Genomic DNA, 18522 nt, shown 5'->3' with positions numbered 1-18522 from the left:
TGAGGTGATCAGGCCTGGAAGCGCGGGAAGGCCGAGCGGCCGGCGTAGCGACCGGCGTCGTCCAGCTCCTCCTCGATGCGCAGCAGCTGGTTGTACTTGTTGATGCGCTCGCCACGGGCCGGCGCACCGGTCTTGATCTGGCCGGCGTTCGTCGCGACGGACAGGTCGGCGATCGTCGTGTCCTCGGTCTCGCCGGAGCGGTGCGAGGTCATCGTCGTGAAGCCGTTGCGCTGCGCGAGCGTCACGGCGTCGAGCGTCTCGGTGAGCGTGCCGATCTGGTTGAGCTTGACCAGCAGCGAGTTCGCCGACTTGAGCTGGATGCCCTTGGCGAGACGCTCCGGGTTGGTGACGAACAGGTCGTCGCCGACGATCTGCACGCGGCCGCCGACCTCGGACACGAGCTGCGACCAGGAGTCCCACTCGTCCTCGGACAGCGGGTCCTCGATGGAGACCAGCGGGTAGTCGGACACGAGCTGCTCGTAGTACGCGATCATCTCGGCCGGCGTCTTCGCGCCACCCTCGAACTGGTACGCGCCGTCCTTGAAGAACTCGGTCGACGCCACATCGAGCGCGAGCGCCACGTCGGTGCCCGGCGTGAAGCCGGCCTTCTCGATCGCCGAGATGATGAGGTCGAGCGCGGCACGGTTGCTCGACAGGTTCGGCGCGAAGCCACCCTCGTCGCCGAGGCCGGTCGACAGGCCCTGGGCCTTCAGGACCGACTTGAGCGAGTGGTAGACCTCGGTGCCGGTACGCAGGGCCTCGCGGAAGGTCGTGGCGCCGATCGGGGCGACCATGAACTCCTGGATGTCGACGTTGGAGTCGGCGTGCGAGCCGCCGTTGAGGATGTTCATCATCGGCACGGGCAGGACGTGCGCGTTCGGGCCGCCGACGTAGCGGAACAGCGGCAGGTCCGCCGAGTCCGCCGCCGCCTTGGCGACCGCGAGCGAGACGCCGAGGATGGCGTTCGCGCCGAGCTTGCCCTTGTTGGGCGTGCCGTCGAGCTCGATGAGCGCGGCGTCGACCAGACGCTGCTCGCTCGCCTCGAAGCCGATGATCTCGGGGGCGATCTCGTCGATGACCGCGTTCACGGCCTGCTCGACGCCCTTGCCCAGGTAGCGCGACTTGTCGCCGTCACGACGCTCGACGGCCTCGAACGCACCGGTCGACGCACCGGACGGGACCGCCGCGCGGGCGATCGTGCCGTCGTCGAGCGCGACCTCGACCTCGACAGTGGGGTTGCCGCGCGAGTCCAGGATCTCGCGGGCGCCGACGGCCTCGATGCTGGCCATGGGAGCTCCTTCGACATGCAGGTGTGGTCCGTGCAAGGTGGGTTTACGACCTCACCCTAGTGGCGTCCGACGACGGGTGCGCCGGGACCTCCGTCCGCTGGACACGCGTGTGCATGTCCTACGGCGGTGTCCCGACGCACCCGCGGCGGCGTCACGCCACCCGCGTCGAGCCCTCGATCAGCCGGCCGTGCACGCCGCGCCGTCGAGCGCGAAGCCCGTCGGCGTGGTGGGCGTCCCGGGGTGGGAGGCGTTGAAGCCGATCTCGACGCTCGCACCCGGCGCGAGCCGGCCGTTCCACGGCGCGTTCGTCGCGGTGACGGTCGTGCCGGACTGCGTCCAGTCGGCGCTCCAGCCCTGCGTGACCTTCTGGCCGCCGCCGAACGTGAACGTCAGCCTCCAGCCGTCGAGCGTCGTCGTGCCGGTGTTGGTGACCCGGACGTTCGCGGTCAGGCCCGTGTTCCACGCGTTGGCCGTCCAGCGCACCGCGCACGCGCCCGCGGGGTCCGGCGTGGGCGTGTCCTCGGGCGTCGGGGTCTCCTCCGGCGTCGGGGTGTCGTCCGGCGTCGGGGTGTCGTCCGGCGTCGGCGTGTCGTCGGGCGTCGGCGTCTCGTCCGGTGTCGGGGTGGCGGTCGGCGTCGTGCCGATGCGGGACGGGTCGACGACGCCCCAGAACGCGTCCTTCGCCTGGAGCTGCCCGTCGAACAGCAGCGGCGCGGCGCCCGCACGCAGCCACGTGCGCGAGTCGTCGACGCCCCAGACCGTCACGGACTCGAACGACGAGGCGTGCCGCTTGAGCACCGCGACGAGGTCGCGGTAGTAGTACGCCTGCTGCAGCAGCCGGTCCGCAGGCGGGTTCGTCCACGACTCGCCGCCGTGCTGGTAGGTCGAGACGTCGAGCTCGGTGACGGCCTGCGTGACCGGCAGCGCCTCGAACGCGCTGATCGTGCCCTCGACGTACTCGAGCGAGCGCCCGACCTCGACGTGCAGCTGGTGGCCCACGCCGTCGACCGGCACGCCCTGCGCGAGCAGCGACTTCACGAGCGCGAGGTACGGGGCGCGCTTGTTCGGGTACTCGCTGTTGTAGTCGTTGATGAACAGCAGCACGTCGGGACCGAACGCGTCGCGCGCGTAGCGGAACGCGTCGGCGATGTAGGACGACCCGAGGATCCGGTACCACTCGCTGCGGCGCAGGCCGTCGCTCTGGTTCTCGTCGATGACCTCGTTGACCACGTCGAACGCGAAGATCGGGTTGCCCGTTGTGCCGAACTCGCCGTACGTGGTGCGGTAGTGGTCCGCGATGGCCTCGATGTGCGCCTTCAGCCGCGAGCGCAGCAGCGCTTGGTCGGCCGAGCTCGTCGTGAGCGCGGCGCCGTCCCGCTGGAAGAACCAGTCGGGCGTCTGCTGGTGCCACACCAGGGTGTGGCCGTAGACGCGCTGCCCGTGCTCGACGGCGAAGTCCACGAGCTGGTCGGCGGGGCCGAACCGGAACGTGCCCTCGGTGGGCTGGATCGCGTCGGGCTTCATCTGGTTGCCCGGCGTGATCTGCGCGGCGTGGTGCGCGACGAGCTCGCCGCGGCCCGCGAGCACGTCGGCCGGCTCGACCGCGATGCCGAACGGGAACCACGGCTCGAGCGTCTCGTCGAGCTGCGGGAGCGACAGGTCGGGCCGCACCTTCTCGGTCGTGACGGTCACGTCGTCGACGAGGAAGTCCGTGAGCGACGACGTCGACTCGACGTACAGGGACGCGGTGTCGAACAGCCCCGGCGTGTAGCTCGCGCTGACCTGCGTCCACGAGCCGCTCGTGACGCCCGTGGCCGTGGCGATGGTCTCGTACGACGACGTGCCGTCGATGTCCCGCTGCGCGGAGACGCGCAGGTCGGCGTAGCCGCTGCCCGTGGCGGGCAGGCGCAGCCACAGCGAGACCTGGTGGGTGACGCCGGGCTCGAACGTGTCGGTCACGTCGACCGAGGCGCCGTTCCACGACTCCGCACGGCCGGTCGCCAGCAGGCTCTGCGTCCCGCGCGCGCCCTGGGTCGACAGCGCGACGGTCGCGGCGCCGCGTCCCGTCCAGCCGTCGAGGCCGTCCTCGAAGTCGGCCTGCAGGACGACGGTCGCGGCGGCGTGCGCGGGGGTCGCGGCCTGCGCGACGAGCGCGAGGGTCGCGACGAGGGCCGCGACGACGAGCGCCGCGAGGCTGCTCACGGACAGCGCGGTCGCGCGCGCGGGCGCGGTCCGCGCGCGGGGGTCGAGGGGGAAGTGGGCACGGCGAGGCATCGCATCGCTCCTGAGGGCATGCCGACGGCACCGTCCGCCGGTCAGCCCGGACACTAGGGAGGGCGCGAACCCCGGGACGACGAGTGAACCGTTTCGTCCCGGAGCCCGACAGTCAGCCCTGCGCGAGCGCCGCGACGATCTTCTCGGTCTGGTCCCGCGCGTCGCCGAACAGCATCGCGGTGTTGTCCCGGAAGAACAGCGGGTTCTGCACGCCCGCGTACCCGGTGGCCATCGACCGCTTGAACACGACGACCTGCTTGGCGTTCCAGACCTCGAGCACGGGCATGCCCGCGATCGGCGAGGACGGGTCGTCGAGCGCCGCGGGGTTGACCGTGTCGTTCGCGCCGATCACGAGGACGACGTCGGTCTCGTCGAAGTCGTCGTTGATCTCGTCCATCTCGAGGACGATGTCGTACGGCACCTTGGCCTCGGCGAGCAGCACGTTCATGTGCCCGGGCAGACGCCCGGCGACGGGGTGCACGCCGAACCGCACCTGCACGCCACGCGCGCGCAGCTTCTCGACGAGGTCCGCGACGGGGTACTGCGCCTTGGCGACGGCCATGCCGTAGCCGGGCGTGATGACCACGGACCGCGCACCGGCGAGCGCCTCCGCGACGTCCGCCGCGGACATCTCGCGGTGCTCCCCGACCGGTCCGCCGGCGGCGGGCGCCGCGGCGCCCTCCTCAGCTCCGAAGCCTCCGAGGATCACCGAGACGAACGACCGGTTCATCGCCCGGCACATGATGTAGGAGAGGATCGCACCGGACGCGCCGACGAGGGCGCCCGTGACGATGAGCAGGTCGTTGCTGAGCATGAAGCCCGCGGCCGCGGCGGCCCACCCGGAGTACGAGTTGAGCATCGACACGACGACGGGCATGTCGCCGCCGCCGATGGCCGCGACCAGGTGCCAGCCGAGCGCGAGCGCGATGACGGTCATGAGCGCGAGGGGCCAGATCGACGGCTCCGCGAGGAACCACGCGAGCAGACCGAAGGAGACGAGCACGGCCGCGAGGTTGAGCAGGTTCCGGCCGGGCAGCGTGAGCGGCGCGCTCTTGATGCGGGCCGAGAGCTTGAGGAACGCGACGACCGACCCGGTGAACGTCACGGCACCGATGAGCACGCCGAGGAACACCTCGACGAGGTGCACGCCGTCGTGCTCCCCCGTCAGGTAGGAGTTGTAGCCGACGAGCACGGCCGCGATGCCGACGAACGAGTGCAGGATCGCGATGAGCTCGGGCATCTGCGTCATCTCGACGCTGCGCGCGCGCCACGTCCCGACGACCACCCCGATCCCGAGCACGAGCGCGATGAGCAGCGCGGTCACGGCCACGGACCGCTGGGACTCGTCCAGGGCGCGCGCGATGACGGCGGCGAGGGCCAGACCCATGCCGACCATCCCGAGCACGTTGCCGCGCCGCGCGGTCTCCTGCTTGGACAGGCCGGCGAGCGACAGCACGAACAGCACGGCGGCGAGCAGGTACGTCGCGTTCGTGAGCGACACGAGAGTCATGTCAGGCCCCCCGTCGGAACATGCGGAGCATCCGGTTCGCGACCAGGAACCCGCCGAAGATGTTGATGGACGCGACCGCGGCGGCGACGCACGCGAGCACGGTGACCACGGGGTCGTCGGACCCGATCTGCAGCAGGGCGCCGACGAGGATGATCCCGGAGATCGCGTTGGTCTGGGCCATGAGCGGCGTGTGCAGCGAGTGCGACACGTTGGAGATCACGTAGTAGCCGACGAACACGGCGAGCACGAACACGGAGAAGTGCGCGAGGAAGTCGCTGGGCGCGTACGAGATGCCGAGCGTGAGCAGCAGGGCGCCGAACGCGTACGCGACCGTGCGCCGCTGCGCTCGGACCTTCGCACGCTCGGCCTGCTCGGCCTGCCGCGCGGCGACCTCCTGCGGGCTGGGCGGTGGCGGGCCGGTCGTCGATGGCGGCGCGGCCGAGACGGCGACGGGCGGCGGCGGCCACGTCACGTCGCCGGCGTGCGCGACGGTCATGCCGCGCTGCACCGGGTCCTCGAGGTCGAGCACGAGCTCGCCGTCCTTGCCGGGCGTGAGCAGCTGCAGCAGGTGCACGACGTTCGTGCCGAGCAGCTGCGACGAGTGCTGCGGCATGCGTCCCGGCAGGTCCGTGAAGCCGAGGACGACCACGCCGTTCTCGGTCACGACGCGTTCGCCCGGCACGGTGAGCTCGCAGTTGCCACCGCCGGTGGCGGCGAGGTCGACGACGACGGAGCCCGGCCGCATGCCCGCGACGGCGGCGGCCGTGATGGTCGTGGGCGCGGTGCCGCGCACGAGCGCGGTGGTCACGACGATGTCCGCGTCCGCGCACTCGCGCGCGTAGACGTCGAGCGCCGCGGCCGCCTGCTCCTCGGTGAGCGGCTTGGCGTAGCCGTCGGCGCTGATCTCCTGCTGCGCCTCGGGTGCGCGGACGAACGTCGCGCCCATGGACTCGATCTGCTCGCCGACCTCGGGCCGCACGTCGAACGCGCGGACCTGCGCGCCGAGGGAGTCGGCGGTGCCGATCGCGGCGAGCCCCGCGACGCCCGCGCCGATGACGAAGACCTTGGCGGGCGGCGTCTTGCCGGCGGCGGTGACCTGCCCGGCGAACATGCCGCCGAACTCGCCGGCGGCCTCGACGACCGCGCGGTAGCCGGCCACGTTCGCCATGCTCGAGAGCACGTCGAGCGCCTGCGCGCGGGAGATGCGCGGGACCGCGTCGAGCGCGAGCGCGGTGACGCCGCGCTCCGCGAGGGCCGTGACGAGCTCGGGACGCTGGGCGGGCTGGAGCTGGGCGACGAGCACCGCGCCCTCGCGCAGCAGCGCGACCTGCTCGTCGGACGGCGCGTCCACGGCGGTGACGACGTCCGCGCCCCACGCCTGCGCGGTGTCGACGACCTGCGCGCCGGCCGCGGCGTACGCGTCGTCGGCGAACGTGGCCGCCTCGCCCGCGCCGGCCTCGACGAGCACGTCGTAGCCGAGGGCGACCAGCTTGCCCACCGTCGCGGGCGTCGCCGCCACGAGCCGTTGTCCCTGCGCCTCGCGGGGGATGCCGATGCTCGCCACGCGCGCCTCCTCGTCGTCGGGGTCTCGCGCGGGTGCGCGAGGGTGCTCGCCACAGGCCGGTGGGATACCGGCGCACAGAGACTACCTGGGCGGATAGCGCTTTCCAGGGACTAAGTGCCCGGATCCGGACGCGGTGCGGCAGCCTCCCGCGCCCGCACCTGCGCCTCCCAGCGCGCGGCCGTACGGCGCAGCTCGCCCTCCGCGTCCAGCCCCGCGGCACGTGCCTCGCGCACGAGCGCGAACAGCCGCGCACCCAGATCGTCGCCGTCCGGGTCGTCGGCCGCGACGCCCGCACGCTCCGCGCGCGCGACCAGCTTCTGCGTCCGGGCCAGCGCCCCCAGCGCGAGCGGCACGCCGTCGAGCGCCGACGCCCGGTCCTTCTCCGCGCGCTTGATGCGGTCCCACGCGACGTCGCGCCCCTCGTCGTCGGGCGCCGCCTGCTCGTCGGCGAACACGTGCGGGTGCCGCCGGACGAGCTTCGCGACGAGGTCCGCCGCGACGTCCTGCACGTCGAACGGGTCGTCGGCGTGCTCCTGCGCGACGCGCGCGTGGAACACGACCTGCAGCAGCAGGTCGCCCAGCTCCTCGCGCAGCCCCGCCCGGTCGTCGTGCTCGATCGCCTCGACGAGCTCGTGGGCCTCCTCGAGCGCGTACGGCGCGAGCGACGCGTGCGTCTGCTCCGCGTCCCACGGGCAGCCGCCCGGCGAGCGCAGGCGGTCCATGACCGCGACGAGCTCGTCGAGCGCGCTCGTCGCGCCCGCGTCCACGTGACCCGACGAGGGCACGTCCGTCACCGACGGGCTCAGGACGCGTCCGCCTCGGGCGTCACGATCCACGGGCGCGCGGCAGCACCCTCGACCGCCGCGGTCTCGCCGAGCGTCCCGAACCGCGGGTTGACCTCGACGTCCAGCGAGCCCAGCCGCTCCGCGACCTCCTGGCCCAGCGCCTCCAGGTCACCCGTGTCCTGCAGGTTGCCCGACGCGAGCGAGTACCGCGCGATCGCGATCGTCGCCGGGCTGTACTCGCCGACGTCGATGCCCACCGACTGCGAGACCTGGTCGAGCAGCCCGACCGCGTCCTCGTCGGACACCGCCACACCCTCGTCCGCCGCGAACCGCGTCATCGTCGGCTCCTGGATGAGGATCGACAGCACGGTCGGCACGTCGAACTGCTGGCCGAGCTCGGTGAGCTGGTCCGTGGCGGACTGCACCTGGTCCGCCGTGATGACGCGCCCGTCGACCACGGCGGCCGCCCCGGGCGTTCCCGAGCACGCGCCCAGCAGGGCGGCGAGCACCGCACCTCCCGCGAGCAGCACCGCCCGCGCGCGCGTCATCCGGTTCGTAGGCGTGCTGGCGTGCACCTGACCTCCCGCATCCTCGCGACGACCTCGTCGACGGGCGCCATCGTAGGCCCACCGGCACGGCGTCCTCGCACAGCGTCCGCCTCGGGGTCCCCGTCAGGCGTCCGACGAGGGTGCGTGCCGGTCGAGGAACGCGTACATCTCCGCGGCGTCCACTCCCGGGAACAGCCCCGACGGCAGCGGTGCGAACACGTGCTGGTGGATGCGCGCACTCGGCCAGGACGCCTGCTCCCACCGGGCCGCGGCGCTCTCGTCGGGCCGGCGGCAGCACGCCGGGTCGGGGCACGTGCTCGTGCGGCGCACCTGCGTGTCCCGCCCGCGGAACCACCGCGCCGCCGAGAACGGCACCCCGACCGCGAGCGCGAACCGGCCCGTGGGCGCGACCCCGGGCTGCGTCGAGCACCAGAACGTGCCCGCGGGGGTGTCGGTGTACTGGTACGACTCGGTCGCGTGGTCCCGGCGGGACAGCGCCTCGCGCACGCCCCAGCGCCGGCACACGACCTGGCCCTCGATCGCGCCGGTCACGTCGACGGGCAGGGGCAGCCCGTCGTTGGCGTACGCGCGGTAGATCGAGCCGTCCTCGTTGATGCGCAGGAAGTGCACGCGGATGTCGAGGTGGTGGGTCCCCAACGACGTGAACCGTTGCGCGGCGGCCTCGTGCGTGACGCCGAACGCGTCACGGAAGTCCTCGATCGCGAGCTCGCGCGAGCGCTTGCGCGCCGCGAGGAACTCGACCGACGCGGACTGCGGCATGAGGCACGACGACGCGAAGTACGTGATCTCCATGCGCTGGTGGAGGAACTCCTCGTACGTGCGCGGGCGGTCGTGGTCGAGCACGCGGTGGGCCATGGCCTGCAGCGCGAGCGAGCGCAGGCCGTGCCCGCCGGGGGTCGAGGCCGGCGGCAGGTAGATGCGCCCGTTCTCCAGGTCGGTGACGGTGCGGGTGGAGCGCGGCAGGTCGTCGACGTGGCGGATCTCGAAGCCGAGGCGCTCGGCCATGCGCCACACGGTGCGGTGCGTGAGCGGGCCGGAGGTGTAGCCCGCGTCGCGGACCATGCGCTCGGCGACGACCTCGAGCTCCGGGAAGTAGTTGTCGCGCTGCTGCCGCGCGACGCGCAGCGCGGTGTTGGCGCGGCGCGCCTCCTCGGGCGTGGCGACCGCCTCACGGTCACGGCGCGCGAGCTCGGCGTGCAGCCCGACGAGCTGCTCGAGCACGGGTGTGGGAAGCGTGCGTCCGGGGCGGACCTGCGGCAGGCCGAGGCGCTGGAACGACGGCGAACGCTGGGCCTTGTCGAGCTCGATCTCCAGTGCGGCGCGGCGTGTGGGCGGCTCGGGGTCGATGAGCTCGTTGACGGTGACGCCGAGGGCCGCGGCGAGGTCGCGCAGGAGGGACAGGCGCGGCTCGCGCCGCCCGTTCTCGACGAGCGAGAGCATGCTGGGGGTGACGCCGACCTGCGCGCCGAGCGCCTCGAGCGTGAGTCCGCGCACGGTCCGCAGGTGACGCAGGCGTCGGCCGGTCGTGAGGACGTCGTCGGAAGGCACGGTCCTCACGGTACGTCAAGAAGCGCGAAAATTGACAGCGTTTCGCCTTGGCACCGGGGGTACGGATTGACACACGATCGAAAGGCAGGACCACCCGACCGGACTCGCCCAGGAGCCGACCCATGACCGCCACCTCCGTCCGCATCCCCCAGCTGCCGACCGTCGAAGCCCACCGCCCGCTCTCGCTGCTCGCGTGGGTCGAGGCCGTCGCCCGGCTCACGGAGCCCGAGGCGGTCGTCTGGTGCGACGGCTCGGACGCCGCGCGCGAGCGGCTCGTCGCGCAGATGGTCGACAGCGGGACGCTCATCCGGCTCGACCCCGAGCGCCGCCCGAACTCCTTCCTCGCGCGCTCCGACCGCGACGACGTCGCACGCGTCGAGTCCCGCACGTTCATCTGCAGCGAGGACGCCGCCGACGCCGGCCCCACCAACAACTGGCGCGAGCCCGCGCTCATGCGCGCCGAGCTCGCGGGCGTGTTCGCCGGCTCGATGCGCGGCCGCACGATGTACGTCGTCCCGTTCTCGATGGGTCCGGTCGACAGCCCGCTCGCACAGCTCGGCGTGCAGCTCACCGACTCGCCGTACGTCGTCGTCAGCATGGGCGTCATGACGCGCGTGACCGGCGAGGTCGTCGACCGCATCCGCGCCGGCGCCGCCTGGGTCCCCGCCGTGCACTCCGTCGGCGCGCCGCTCGTCTCGTCGGACGGCACGCGCGCCGACGACGTCGCGTGGCCGTGCAACCCGCGCAAGTACATCGCGCACTTCCCGCAGACCCGCGAGATCTGGTCGTTCGGGTCCGGGTACGGCGGCAACGCGCTGCTCGGCAAGAAGTGCTTCGCGCTGCGCATCGCCTCCGCGATCGGCCGCGACGAGGGCTGGCTCGCCGAGCACATGCTGCTCGTGCGCGTCACCTCCCCCGAGGGCAAGCGGTACCACGTGGCCGCGGCGTTCCCGTCGGCGTGCGGCAAGACGAACTTCGCGATGCTGCAGCCCACGCTGCCCGGCTGGAGCGTCGAGACCATCGGGGACGACATCGCGTGGCTGCGCCCCGGCGACGACGGCCGGCTGTACGCGATCAACCCCGAGGCGGGGTTCTTCGGCGTCGCGCCCGGCACGGGCGTCGAGACCAACCCCACCGCTGTGCGGATGCTCGAGCGTGACGTCATCTTCACCAACGTCGCCCTGACCGACGACGGCGACGTGTGGTGGGAGGGCCTGACGCCCGACACGCCCGAGCACCTCACCGACTGGACCGGGCAGTCGTGGACCCCGGGCTGCGGCCGGCCCGCCGCGCACCCGAACTCCCGGTTCACGGTCGCCGCCGCCCAGTGCCCGAGCATCGCCGACACGTGGGAGGACCCCGCGGGCGTGCCGGTCGACGCCATCGTGTTCGGCGGTCGCCGGGCGACGAACGTGCCGCTCGTGACCCGCGCCTTCGACTGGCAGCACGGCGTGTTCCTGGGCGCGACCGTCGCGTCCGAGCAGACCGCCGCCGCCGAGGGCACTGTCGGCGCGCTGCGCCGCGACCCGTTCGCGATGCTCCCGTTCTGCGGCTACAACATGGCCGACCACTGGGGCCACTGGCTGTCGGTCGGCGCGGGGCTCTCGGACGAGGGCCGGCCGCTGGTGTTCGGCGTCAACTGGTTCCGCAAGTCCGCGGACGGCTCGTGGCTGTGGCCCGGGTTCGGCGAGAACTCGCGCGTGCTCGCGTGGATCGTCGGGCAGGTCGAGGCCGCGCGCGCCGGGTCCGACGAGGGTGCCGTGGCCGGTCCCGTGGGCCTGCGGCCCGCGCCCGGTGCGCTCGACGTCGAGGGTCTGGACCTGTCCGACGAGCAGCTCGCCGAGCTGTTCGCGGTCGACCCGCAGGCGTGGCTCGCCGAGGCGGAGCTGACCGAGGAGTTCTTCGCGCAGTTCGGCGACCGCCTCCCCGCCCCGCTGCGCACCCAGCTGGCCGCCCTCCGCCACCGCCTGTCCCGCTCCTGACCCCGTCTGCTCCGCACGGACCACGCAACGGGTGGACTTCCGCTCGCCTGGTGAGCGGAGGTCCACCCGTCGTCGTGCGCGGCGACGCGGGCGTTGCGAGGGGCCGGCGGTCAGGACAGGGTGGGGGCGTGACGGACGAGGTCTGGGTGTGCCGGACGTGCGGGGTCGAGCACGCCGAGCGGGTCGAGGTGTGCGCGATCTGCGCCGACGAGCGGCAGTGGGTGCCCGCGACCGGGCAGGCGTGGGCGACGCTCGACGAGCTCGCCGCCGAGGGCGTGGCCGTCGCGGTGCACGAGCTCGAGCCCGACCTCCTCGCGCTCGAGGCGCCGGGCATCGGCATCGAGCAGCAGTCCAAGCTGCTGCGCACCGAGGCGGGCGCGCTGCTGTGGGACCCGCTGGGGTACGTCGACGACGCCGGGATCGCCACGGTCGTCGCGGCCGCCGGGCCGTCGCGCACGCTCGTCGTCGCCGCGAGCCACCCCCACATGTTCGGCGTCCAGGTCGAGTGGAGCCGCCGGGCCGCCGCCGCGCTCGGACGGGAGGTGCCGGTGCTCGTCAGCGAGCCGGACGCGTCCTGGGTCGCGCGCCCGGACGCGGCGATCCGCACGTGGAGCGGAGAGCTCGAGGTCCTGCCCGGCGTGGTGCTGAGCCAGCCCGGCGGGCACTTCCCCGGCTCGGCGGTCGTGCACTGGGCCGCGGGCGCCGGCGGGCGCGGTGTGCTGCTGTCGGGCGACACGATCTTCGCCAACCCCGACCGCACGTCGGTCAGCTTCATGCGCAGCTACCCCAACCGCATCCCGCTGTCCGGGCGTGTCGCGGAGCGCATCGCCGAGCACGCGGCCCGGCGCCCGTTCGACCGGCTCTACAACAACTTCGCGGGCGTGGTCCCGCAGGACGCCCGCGCGGTCGTCGTACGGTCCGCGCAGCGCCACGCCGCCTGGACGCGCGGCGACCACGACGACCTCACCTGACGCGCGTCACGCGGGGGCGTGCCGCTCCAGGAACTCGTAGACCTCCGTGGTGTCCACGCCCGGGAACACGCCCACCGGGAGCGCCGCGAGCAACGACGCGTGCGGGCGCGCCGACGGCCACGCGACGCCCTCCCAGCGCTGCGCGAGCGGCTCCGGGGGCATGCGGCAGCACGACGGGTCCGGGCACGACGACGACGAGCGGATCGTCGTCTCCCGTCCACGGAACCAGCGCACGTGCGCGAACGGCACGCCCACCGACACCGAGAACGCCCCCTGCGACGACGGCTGCACGCGTGAGGTGCACCAGTACGTGCCCGACGAGGTGTCCGTGTACTGGTAGTACGGCGAGAACCGGTCCTCGCAGCTGAACACCGCGCGCGCCGTCCAGTACCGGCACACCGGCTGACCCTCGATCGCGCCCAGCGGGTCCGACGGGAAGGCCACGCCGTCGTTCTCGTACGCCTTGTGCAGCGTGCCGCCCTCGTGGACCTTCATGAAGTGCACCGGCAGGCCCAGGCGCCGCGTCGCGAGGTTCGTGAACCGGTGCGCGGCGGTCTCGTACGGCACCGCGAACGCGTCGCGCAGGTCCTCGACCGACAGGCGCCGCTCCTCCTTCGCCGCGGTCAGGAACCGCACCGCGCCGTCCTCGGGCAGCATCAGCGCCGCCGCCAGGTAGTTCGCCTCGACGCGCTGCCGCAGGAAGTCGCGGTAGTCGCGCGGCTCGGCGTGCTCCAGCACGTGGCTCGCGAGCGCCTGCAGCAGCGGCGAGCGCGAGTCGTTGAAGCCGCCGCCGATCTGCGGCAGGTAGATGCGCCCGTGCGCGTGGTCCGTCACCGACCGCACGGAACGCGGGAGGTCCGGCACGTGGTGCAGCGTGAAGCCCAGGTGCGCCGCGACGTCCGAGGTCGCGCGCTGCGACAGCGGGCCGCCGTCGTGTCCGATCGCGGTGAGCAGCGCGCGGGCGTGCTCCTCGAGCTCCGGGAAGTAGTTGTCCCGCTCACGCATCTGCGCCCGCAGCTCCGCGTTCGCGCGGCGCGCCTCCTCGGGCGTGGCCGCGTGCTCCGTCAGCAGGCGCTCGACCTCGTGCTGCAGCGCGACGAGCGCCTCGAGCGCGTCGCTCGGCAGCGACTTGGCGACCTTGACGGTCGGCAGGCCGAGCTGCGCGAACAGCGGCCCGCGCTGCGCGCGCTCGAGCTCGACCTCGAGCGCGGCGCGGCGGCTCGGGGCCTCGGTGCGCAGCAGCTCCGCGAGCGGCACGCCGAGCGCCTCGGCGATCTGGCCGAGCAGGCTCAGGCGCGGCTCGCGGTGCCCGTTCTCGAGCATCGACACCTGCGAGGGCGCGCGGCCGATCGCGGCGCCCAGGTCGTCGAGCGTCATGCCGCGCTGCGTGCGCAGGTGCCGGATGCGGCGCCCGAGCACGAGCGTGTCGATGCCGCCCGAGCCGGCGGGCTGGTCCTGACGGGGGTCCGACCGCTCGTCGGCCCGCGGGGCGGGGCGCCGGGGGGCGGTCTGGGGCGTGCGGTGCGGAACGGTCGTCGTCACATGACCAGCGTCACACTCGCCACGGATTCTGTCACGCAGAAGTTTCGCTGATCTTCTTCCCTTGAGGGCGGTGAAGAACCCTTGCTCGTGCCTCAGCGTGGTGTCCACGGCCACCCCGGCCGGAAGAACCGAGGAAGACCCCGGAGGAGCCATGACCACGCAGACGGACCCGACCGTCGCCCCCACGGGCACGTCGGCTCACCGCCCCGGCGACCAGACGACCACTGCCGAGCAGCTCGAGGCCGCCTGGCAGCTCGACCCGCGGTGGGCCGGCATCCGCCGCAGCCACACGGCGGCCGACGTCGTCGCGCTGCGCGGCTCCGTCCGTGAGGAGCACACGCTCGCCCGCAGGGGGGCCGAGCGGCTGTGGGAGCTGCTGCACACCCGCACCCACGTCCCCGCGCTCGGCGCGCTGACCGGCAACCAGGCCGTCCAGCAGGTCAAGGCGGGCCTCGAGGCCATCTACCTCTCCGGCTGGCAGGTCGCCGCCGACGCGAACCTGTCCGGGCAGACCTACCCCGACCAGTCGCTCTACCCCGCGAACTCCGTGCCCGCCGTGGTCCGGCGCATCAACAACGCGCTCCTGCGCGCCGACCAGATCGACGTCCAGGAGAACGGCCGCCGCACCCGCGAGTGGCTCGCGCCGATCGTCGCGGACGCCGAGGCCGGCTTCGGCGGCCCGCTGAACGCGTACGAGCTCATGCACGCGATGATCGCGGCCGGCGCGGCGGGCGTGCACTGGGAGGACCAGCTCGCCGCCGAGAAGAAGTGCGGCCACCTGGGCGGCAAGGTGCTCGTCCCGACGAACCAGCACGTGCGCACCCTGTCCGCCGCGCGGCTCGCCGCCGACGTCGCCGGGGTCCCGTCCGTGATCGTCGCCCGCACCGACGCTCTCGGCGCGGACCTGCTCACCAGCGACGCCGACGAGCGCGACCACGAGTTCCTCACCGGCGAGCGCACCGTCGAGGGGTACCACCGGGTCCGCCCCGGGCTCGACGCGGTCGTCGCGCGGCAGAAGGCGTACGCGCCGTACGCCGACCTGCTGTGGGTCGAGACGTCGACGCCGGACATCCACCTCGCCATCGAGTTCGCGGAGCGGATCCACGACGAGTACCCCGGCAAGCTCCTCGCGTACAACTGCTCGCCGTCGTTCAACTGGCGAGCGGCCCTGCCCGACGACGAGATCGCGCGCTTCCAGCGCGAGCTCGCGAGCCACGGGTACGCGTTCCAGTTCATCACCCTCGCCGGCTTCCACGCCCTCAACCACTCGATGTTCCAGCTCGCCCGCGGCTACGCCGAGCGCGGCATGAGCGCCTACGTCGAGCTGCAGGAGGCCGAGTTCGCGTCCGAGCCGGACGGCTACACCGCCACGCGCCACCAGCGCGAGGTCGGCACCGGCTACTTCGACCGCGTCGCGACCGCGATCACCCCGCAGAGCGCCACCCTCGCGCTCGCCGGGTCCACCGAGGCGGCCCAGTTCACGCACTGAGCCGCCGACGACCCGCGCGGGGCCCGGAACGGCCCCACCCGGCCACCCGCACAGCTCCTCGTGCCCGGGCTCCGCGCGCACCCCGTCGTCCCACCTGACTTCTCCCCCGGAGACCCGACATGACCGTGATCACGCCCCTGGCCAGCCGCACGCTGCTGACCGACCCCCTGTCCCGCCCACGCCTCGAGGTCACCGGACCTCGCACCACGGGCACCGACGAGATCCTCACGCCCGAGGCGCTCGACTTCCTCACCGACCTGCACGCCCGGTTCGCCGGCCGCCGCCACGACCTGCTGCTCGCGCGCCAGCACCGCCGCGACCGCTGGTCCAACGGCGCCGACCCCGGCTTCCTGCCGCTCACCGCCGGCATCCGCGCCGACCCCACGTGGCGCGTCGCGGGCCCCGGGCCCGGCCTGGAGGACCGGCGCGTCGAGATCACCGGCCCCACCGACCGCAAGATGACCGTCAACGCGCTCAACTCCGGCGCGAAGGTCTGGCTCGCGGACCACGAGGACGCCATGAGCCCCACGTGGGCCAACGTCGTCGGCGGGCAGCTCAACCTGTTCGACGCGATCCGCGGCCAGGTCGACTTCACCTCGCCCGAGGGCAAGGAGTACCGCGTCGGCAAGCAGACCCCGACGATCGTGTTCCGCCCGCGCGGCTGGCACCTCACCGAGAAGCACATCGCGTACTTCGACCGGGCCGGCATGCGCTCGTCGTCGTCCGCCTCGCTCGTCGACGCCGGCCTGTACCTGTTCCACAACGCGCAGGCGCTCATCGACTCCGGCCGCGGCCCGTACCTGTACCTGCCGAAGCTCGAGGGCCACCTCGAGGCGCGGCTGTGGGACGAGGTCTTCCGGTTCACCGAGACGTACCTCGGCCTGCGCCACGGCACCATCCGCGCGACCGTGCTCATCGAGACCATCACGGCCGCGTTCGAGATGGAGGAGATCCTCTACGAGCTGCGCGACCACTGCGCGGGCCTCAACGCCGGACGCTGGGACTACATCTTCAGCGTCATCAAGAACTTCCGGAACCGTGGCCCGCGGTTCGTCCTGCCCGACCGGTCGCGCGTCACCATGACCGTGCCGTTCATGCAGGCCTACACCGAGCTGCTCGTCTCCACGTGCCACCGGCGCGGCGCGCAGGCGATCGGCGGGATGAGCGCCTTCATCCCGAACCGCCGCTCCCCCGAGGTCACCGCGCGTGCCCTCGAGCAGGTCCGCGCCGACAAGCAGCGCGAGGCCGGCCAGGGGTTCGACGGCACGTGGGTCGCGCACCCGGACCTCGTGCCCGTCGCCCGTGAGGTGTTCGACGAGGCGTTCGGCGACCGCACCGACCAGCGGCACCGGCTGCGTGAGGACGTGCACGTCACCGAGGCGCAACTGCTCGACATCCCGTCCGCGGGCGGTGCCGAGCCCGGCTCCGTCACCGACGAGGGCCTGCGCGGCAACGTGTCCGTGGCCGTCCGGTACCTCGAGTCCTGGCTGCGTGGCGTCGGGGCCGCGGCGATCGACAACCTCATGGAGGACGCCGCGACCGCCGAGATCTCCCGCTCGCAGGTCTGGCAGTGGGTGCACCAGGAGGTCCGGACCTCGTCCGGGACGCGCATCACCGAGGACCACGTCCGCTCGGTGCTCGCGTCCGTCCTGGCCGACCTGCCCCGTTCCCCGCAGGACCGGTTCGACGACGCCGCGGCGCTGTTCGAGCAGGTCGCGCTGGCCGACGACTTCCCGACGTTCCTGACCGTCCCGGCCTACACCCAGCACCTGGTCACCCGCTGACCCGCTGATCCCAATCCCAGCCTTCCCGCGACCCCGCGGTTGCTCCGGCTCCCAGTCCCCTGAGCCGGAGGAACCGCGGGGTCGCCCGACCGTTCCCCACCGACCCCGTCATTCCTCCGGCCAAAGAGCACCGAAGCCGGAGGAACGACGGGGTCGCGGTCGTCCGGCCCACGAGACCGTCATTCCTCCGGCCCTCCCGCGTCGGAGCCGGAGGAACGACGGGGTCGTCGGGCCGGGGACGACGAGACCGCGGTTGCTCCGGGCATGGAGGGGCTGAGCCGGAGCGACGGCGGGCTCGTCGGAATGGGTCGGGCCAGCCGGACGGGCCCGTCAGAGGAGCTGGCCGCCCGAGGCCTCGATGCGCTGGCCCGTGACCCAGGAGAGGGACGACGAGACGATCGCGGCGGCGGCGCGGCCGATGTCGTCGGGCTCCCCCACACGACCCATCGCGCTCGAGCTCTCGATCATCGAGCGGTACCGCTCGTCGTCGCGGATGACGCCGCCGCCGAAGTCCGTGGCCGTCGCTCCGGGTGCGATCGCGTTGACGGCGATCCGCCGCGGGCCGAGCTCCTTGGCGAGGTACCGGGTCCACACCTCGACCGCGCCCTTCATCGCCGCGTACACGCTGTAGCCGGGCGCGCCGACGAACCGCGTCAGACCGGTCGACACGTTGAGGACGTGCCCACCGTCGAGGAGCAGCGGCGCGACCTCCTGCGTCAGCAGGACTGGCCCGCGCACGTGGATCGCGTAGAGCTCGTCGACCGCCGCGGCCGTGGTCCCGCCGAGCGGCGTGCTCCCCGCGATACCGGCGTTGTTGACGAGCACGTCGAGCCCGGGCGCACCCCACTCGGCGAGCACCCCGCGCAGCGCGACGACGAACGTGCCGAACGTCTCCGGTGCGGAGGTGTCGAGCGCGAGCGACGCCGCACGGCCGCCGCCCGCCTGGATCTGCGCGACGACCTCGTCGGCCGACGCCGCGCCGCGCACGTACGTCACGACGACGTCCGTGCCGTCCGCCGCGAGCGCGAGCGCGGTCGCCCGGCCGAGTCCCCGTGAGCCACCCGTGACGAGTGCGGTGCGAGTCATGTGCGTTCCTTCCCTGGTGGTGTCGCCCGGTGCCGGGCACGCCTTCACCGTGCGGCGCCGCGGGTGGCGCATCCAGGCCGCAGTCATCCAGGGACCGGCGATCCCTGGCTCCGGGCTCGCGGTGCGCGC

General features: G+C 73.2%; 13 protein-coding genes. 4 read left to right on the top strand and 9 right to left on the bottom strand.

Annotated elements, in window-relative coordinates; translation table 11 throughout:
• Nucleotides 1-8: 8 nt before the first annotated feature.
• The 7 genes from eno to F1D97_RS06900 form a co-directional block, all read right to left on the bottom strand.
• Nucleotides 9-1289: a phosphopyruvate hydratase gene (eno, locus tag F1D97_RS06930; RefSeq protein WP_236123125.1), complete on the bottom strand. Its 1281-nt coding sequence runs from the start codon at nucleotides 1287-1289 to the stop codon at nucleotides 9-11.
• 177 nt (nucleotides 1290-1466) lie between these two features.
• Entirely contained in the window at nucleotides 1467-3563 is a 2097-nt protein-coding gene (locus F1D97_RS06925; RefSeq protein ID WP_236123124.1) for an endo-1,4-beta-xylanase, read from the bottom strand.
• 112 nt (nucleotides 3564-3675) lie between these two features.
• Entirely contained in the window at nucleotides 3676-5073 is a 1398-nt protein-coding gene (gene pntB, locus F1D97_RS06920; RefSeq protein WP_236123123.1) for a Re/Si-specific NAD(P)(+) transhydrogenase subunit beta, read from the bottom strand.
• Nucleotide 5074: 1 nt separating this feature from the next.
• Nucleotides 5075-6637: a Re/Si-specific NAD(P)(+) transhydrogenase subunit alpha gene (locus F1D97_RS06915; protein WP_236123122.1), complete on the bottom strand. Its 1563-nt coding sequence runs from the start codon at nucleotides 6635-6637 to the stop codon at nucleotides 5075-5077.
• A gap of 110 nt (nucleotides 6638-6747) precedes the next feature.
• Entirely contained in the window at nucleotides 6748-7431 is a 684-nt protein-coding gene (locus F1D97_RS06910; RefSeq protein WP_317618967.1) for a MazG family protein, read from the bottom strand.
• A gap of 8 nt (nucleotides 7432-7439) precedes the next feature.
• On the bottom strand, nucleotides 7440-7970 hold the full coding sequence (locus F1D97_RS06905) for a SurA N-terminal domain-containing protein (protein ID WP_236123121.1): 531 nt from the start codon (nucleotides 7968-7970) through the stop codon (nucleotides 7440-7442).
• Nucleotides 7971-8093: 123 nt separating this feature from the next.
• Nucleotides 8094-9539, bottom strand: coding sequence for a helix-turn-helix domain-containing protein (locus tag F1D97_RS06900; protein WP_236123120.1), 1446 nt, complete (start codon nucleotides 9537-9539; stop codon nucleotides 8094-8096).
• Nucleotides 9540-9661: 122 nt separating this feature from the next.
• Between F1D97_RS06900 and F1D97_RS06895 the strand changes: the two genes are divergently transcribed.
• Nucleotides 9662-11521, top strand: coding sequence for a phosphoenolpyruvate carboxykinase (GTP) (locus F1D97_RS06895; protein ID WP_236123119.1), 1860 nt, complete (start codon nucleotides 9662-9664; stop codon nucleotides 11519-11521).
• A gap of 128 nt (nucleotides 11522-11649) precedes the next feature.
• A complete protein-coding gene (locus tag F1D97_RS06890) occupies nucleotides 11650-12492 on the top strand; it encodes an MBL fold metallo-hydrolase (RefSeq protein WP_236123118.1) in 843 nt (280 codons plus the stop codon).
• Nucleotides 12493-12498: 6 nt separating this feature from the next.
• On the opposite strand, the gene F1D97_RS06885 is transcribed toward F1D97_RS06890, so the two are convergent.
• Nucleotides 12499-14034 carry an XRE family transcriptional regulator gene (locus F1D97_RS06885; RefSeq protein ID WP_396022562.1) on the bottom strand — a complete coding sequence of 512 codons (1536 nt, stop codon included), beginning with the start codon at nucleotides 14032-14034 and terminating at the stop codon, nucleotides 12499-12501.
• Between the two features lie 151 nt (nucleotides 14035-14185).
• Between F1D97_RS06885 and aceA the strand changes: the two genes are divergently transcribed.
• Together aceA and aceB are read left to right on the top strand one after the other, a co-directional pair.
• Nucleotides 14186-15523, top strand: a complete 1338-nt coding sequence (gene aceA / locus F1D97_RS06880; RefSeq protein WP_236123117.1) for an isocitrate lyase — start codon at nucleotides 14186-14188, stop codon at nucleotides 15521-15523.
• Nucleotides 15524-15642: 119 nt separating this feature from the next.
• Nucleotides 15643-17307: a malate synthase A gene (gene aceB / locus F1D97_RS06875; RefSeq protein ID WP_236123116.1), complete on the top strand. Its 1665-nt coding sequence runs from the start codon at nucleotides 15643-15645 to the stop codon at nucleotides 17305-17307.
• A gap of 330 nt (nucleotides 17308-17637) precedes the next feature.
• On the opposite strand, the gene F1D97_RS06870 is transcribed toward aceB, so the two are convergent.
• A complete protein-coding gene (locus F1D97_RS06870; RefSeq protein ID WP_236123115.1) occupies nucleotides 17638-18393 on the bottom strand; it encodes an SDR family NAD(P)-dependent oxidoreductase in 756 nt (251 codons plus the stop codon).
• Nucleotides 18394-18522: the final 129 nt, after the last annotated feature.

The organism is Cellulomonas palmilytica (assembly GCF_021590045.1).
Classification (GTDB): domain Bacteria; phylum Actinomycetota; class Actinomycetes; order Actinomycetales; family Cellulomonadaceae; genus Cellulomonas; species Cellulomonas palmilytica.
Note: the sequence above shows the minus strand (reverse complement) of the source record. Positions and strands in the feature narration are given on the sequence as shown.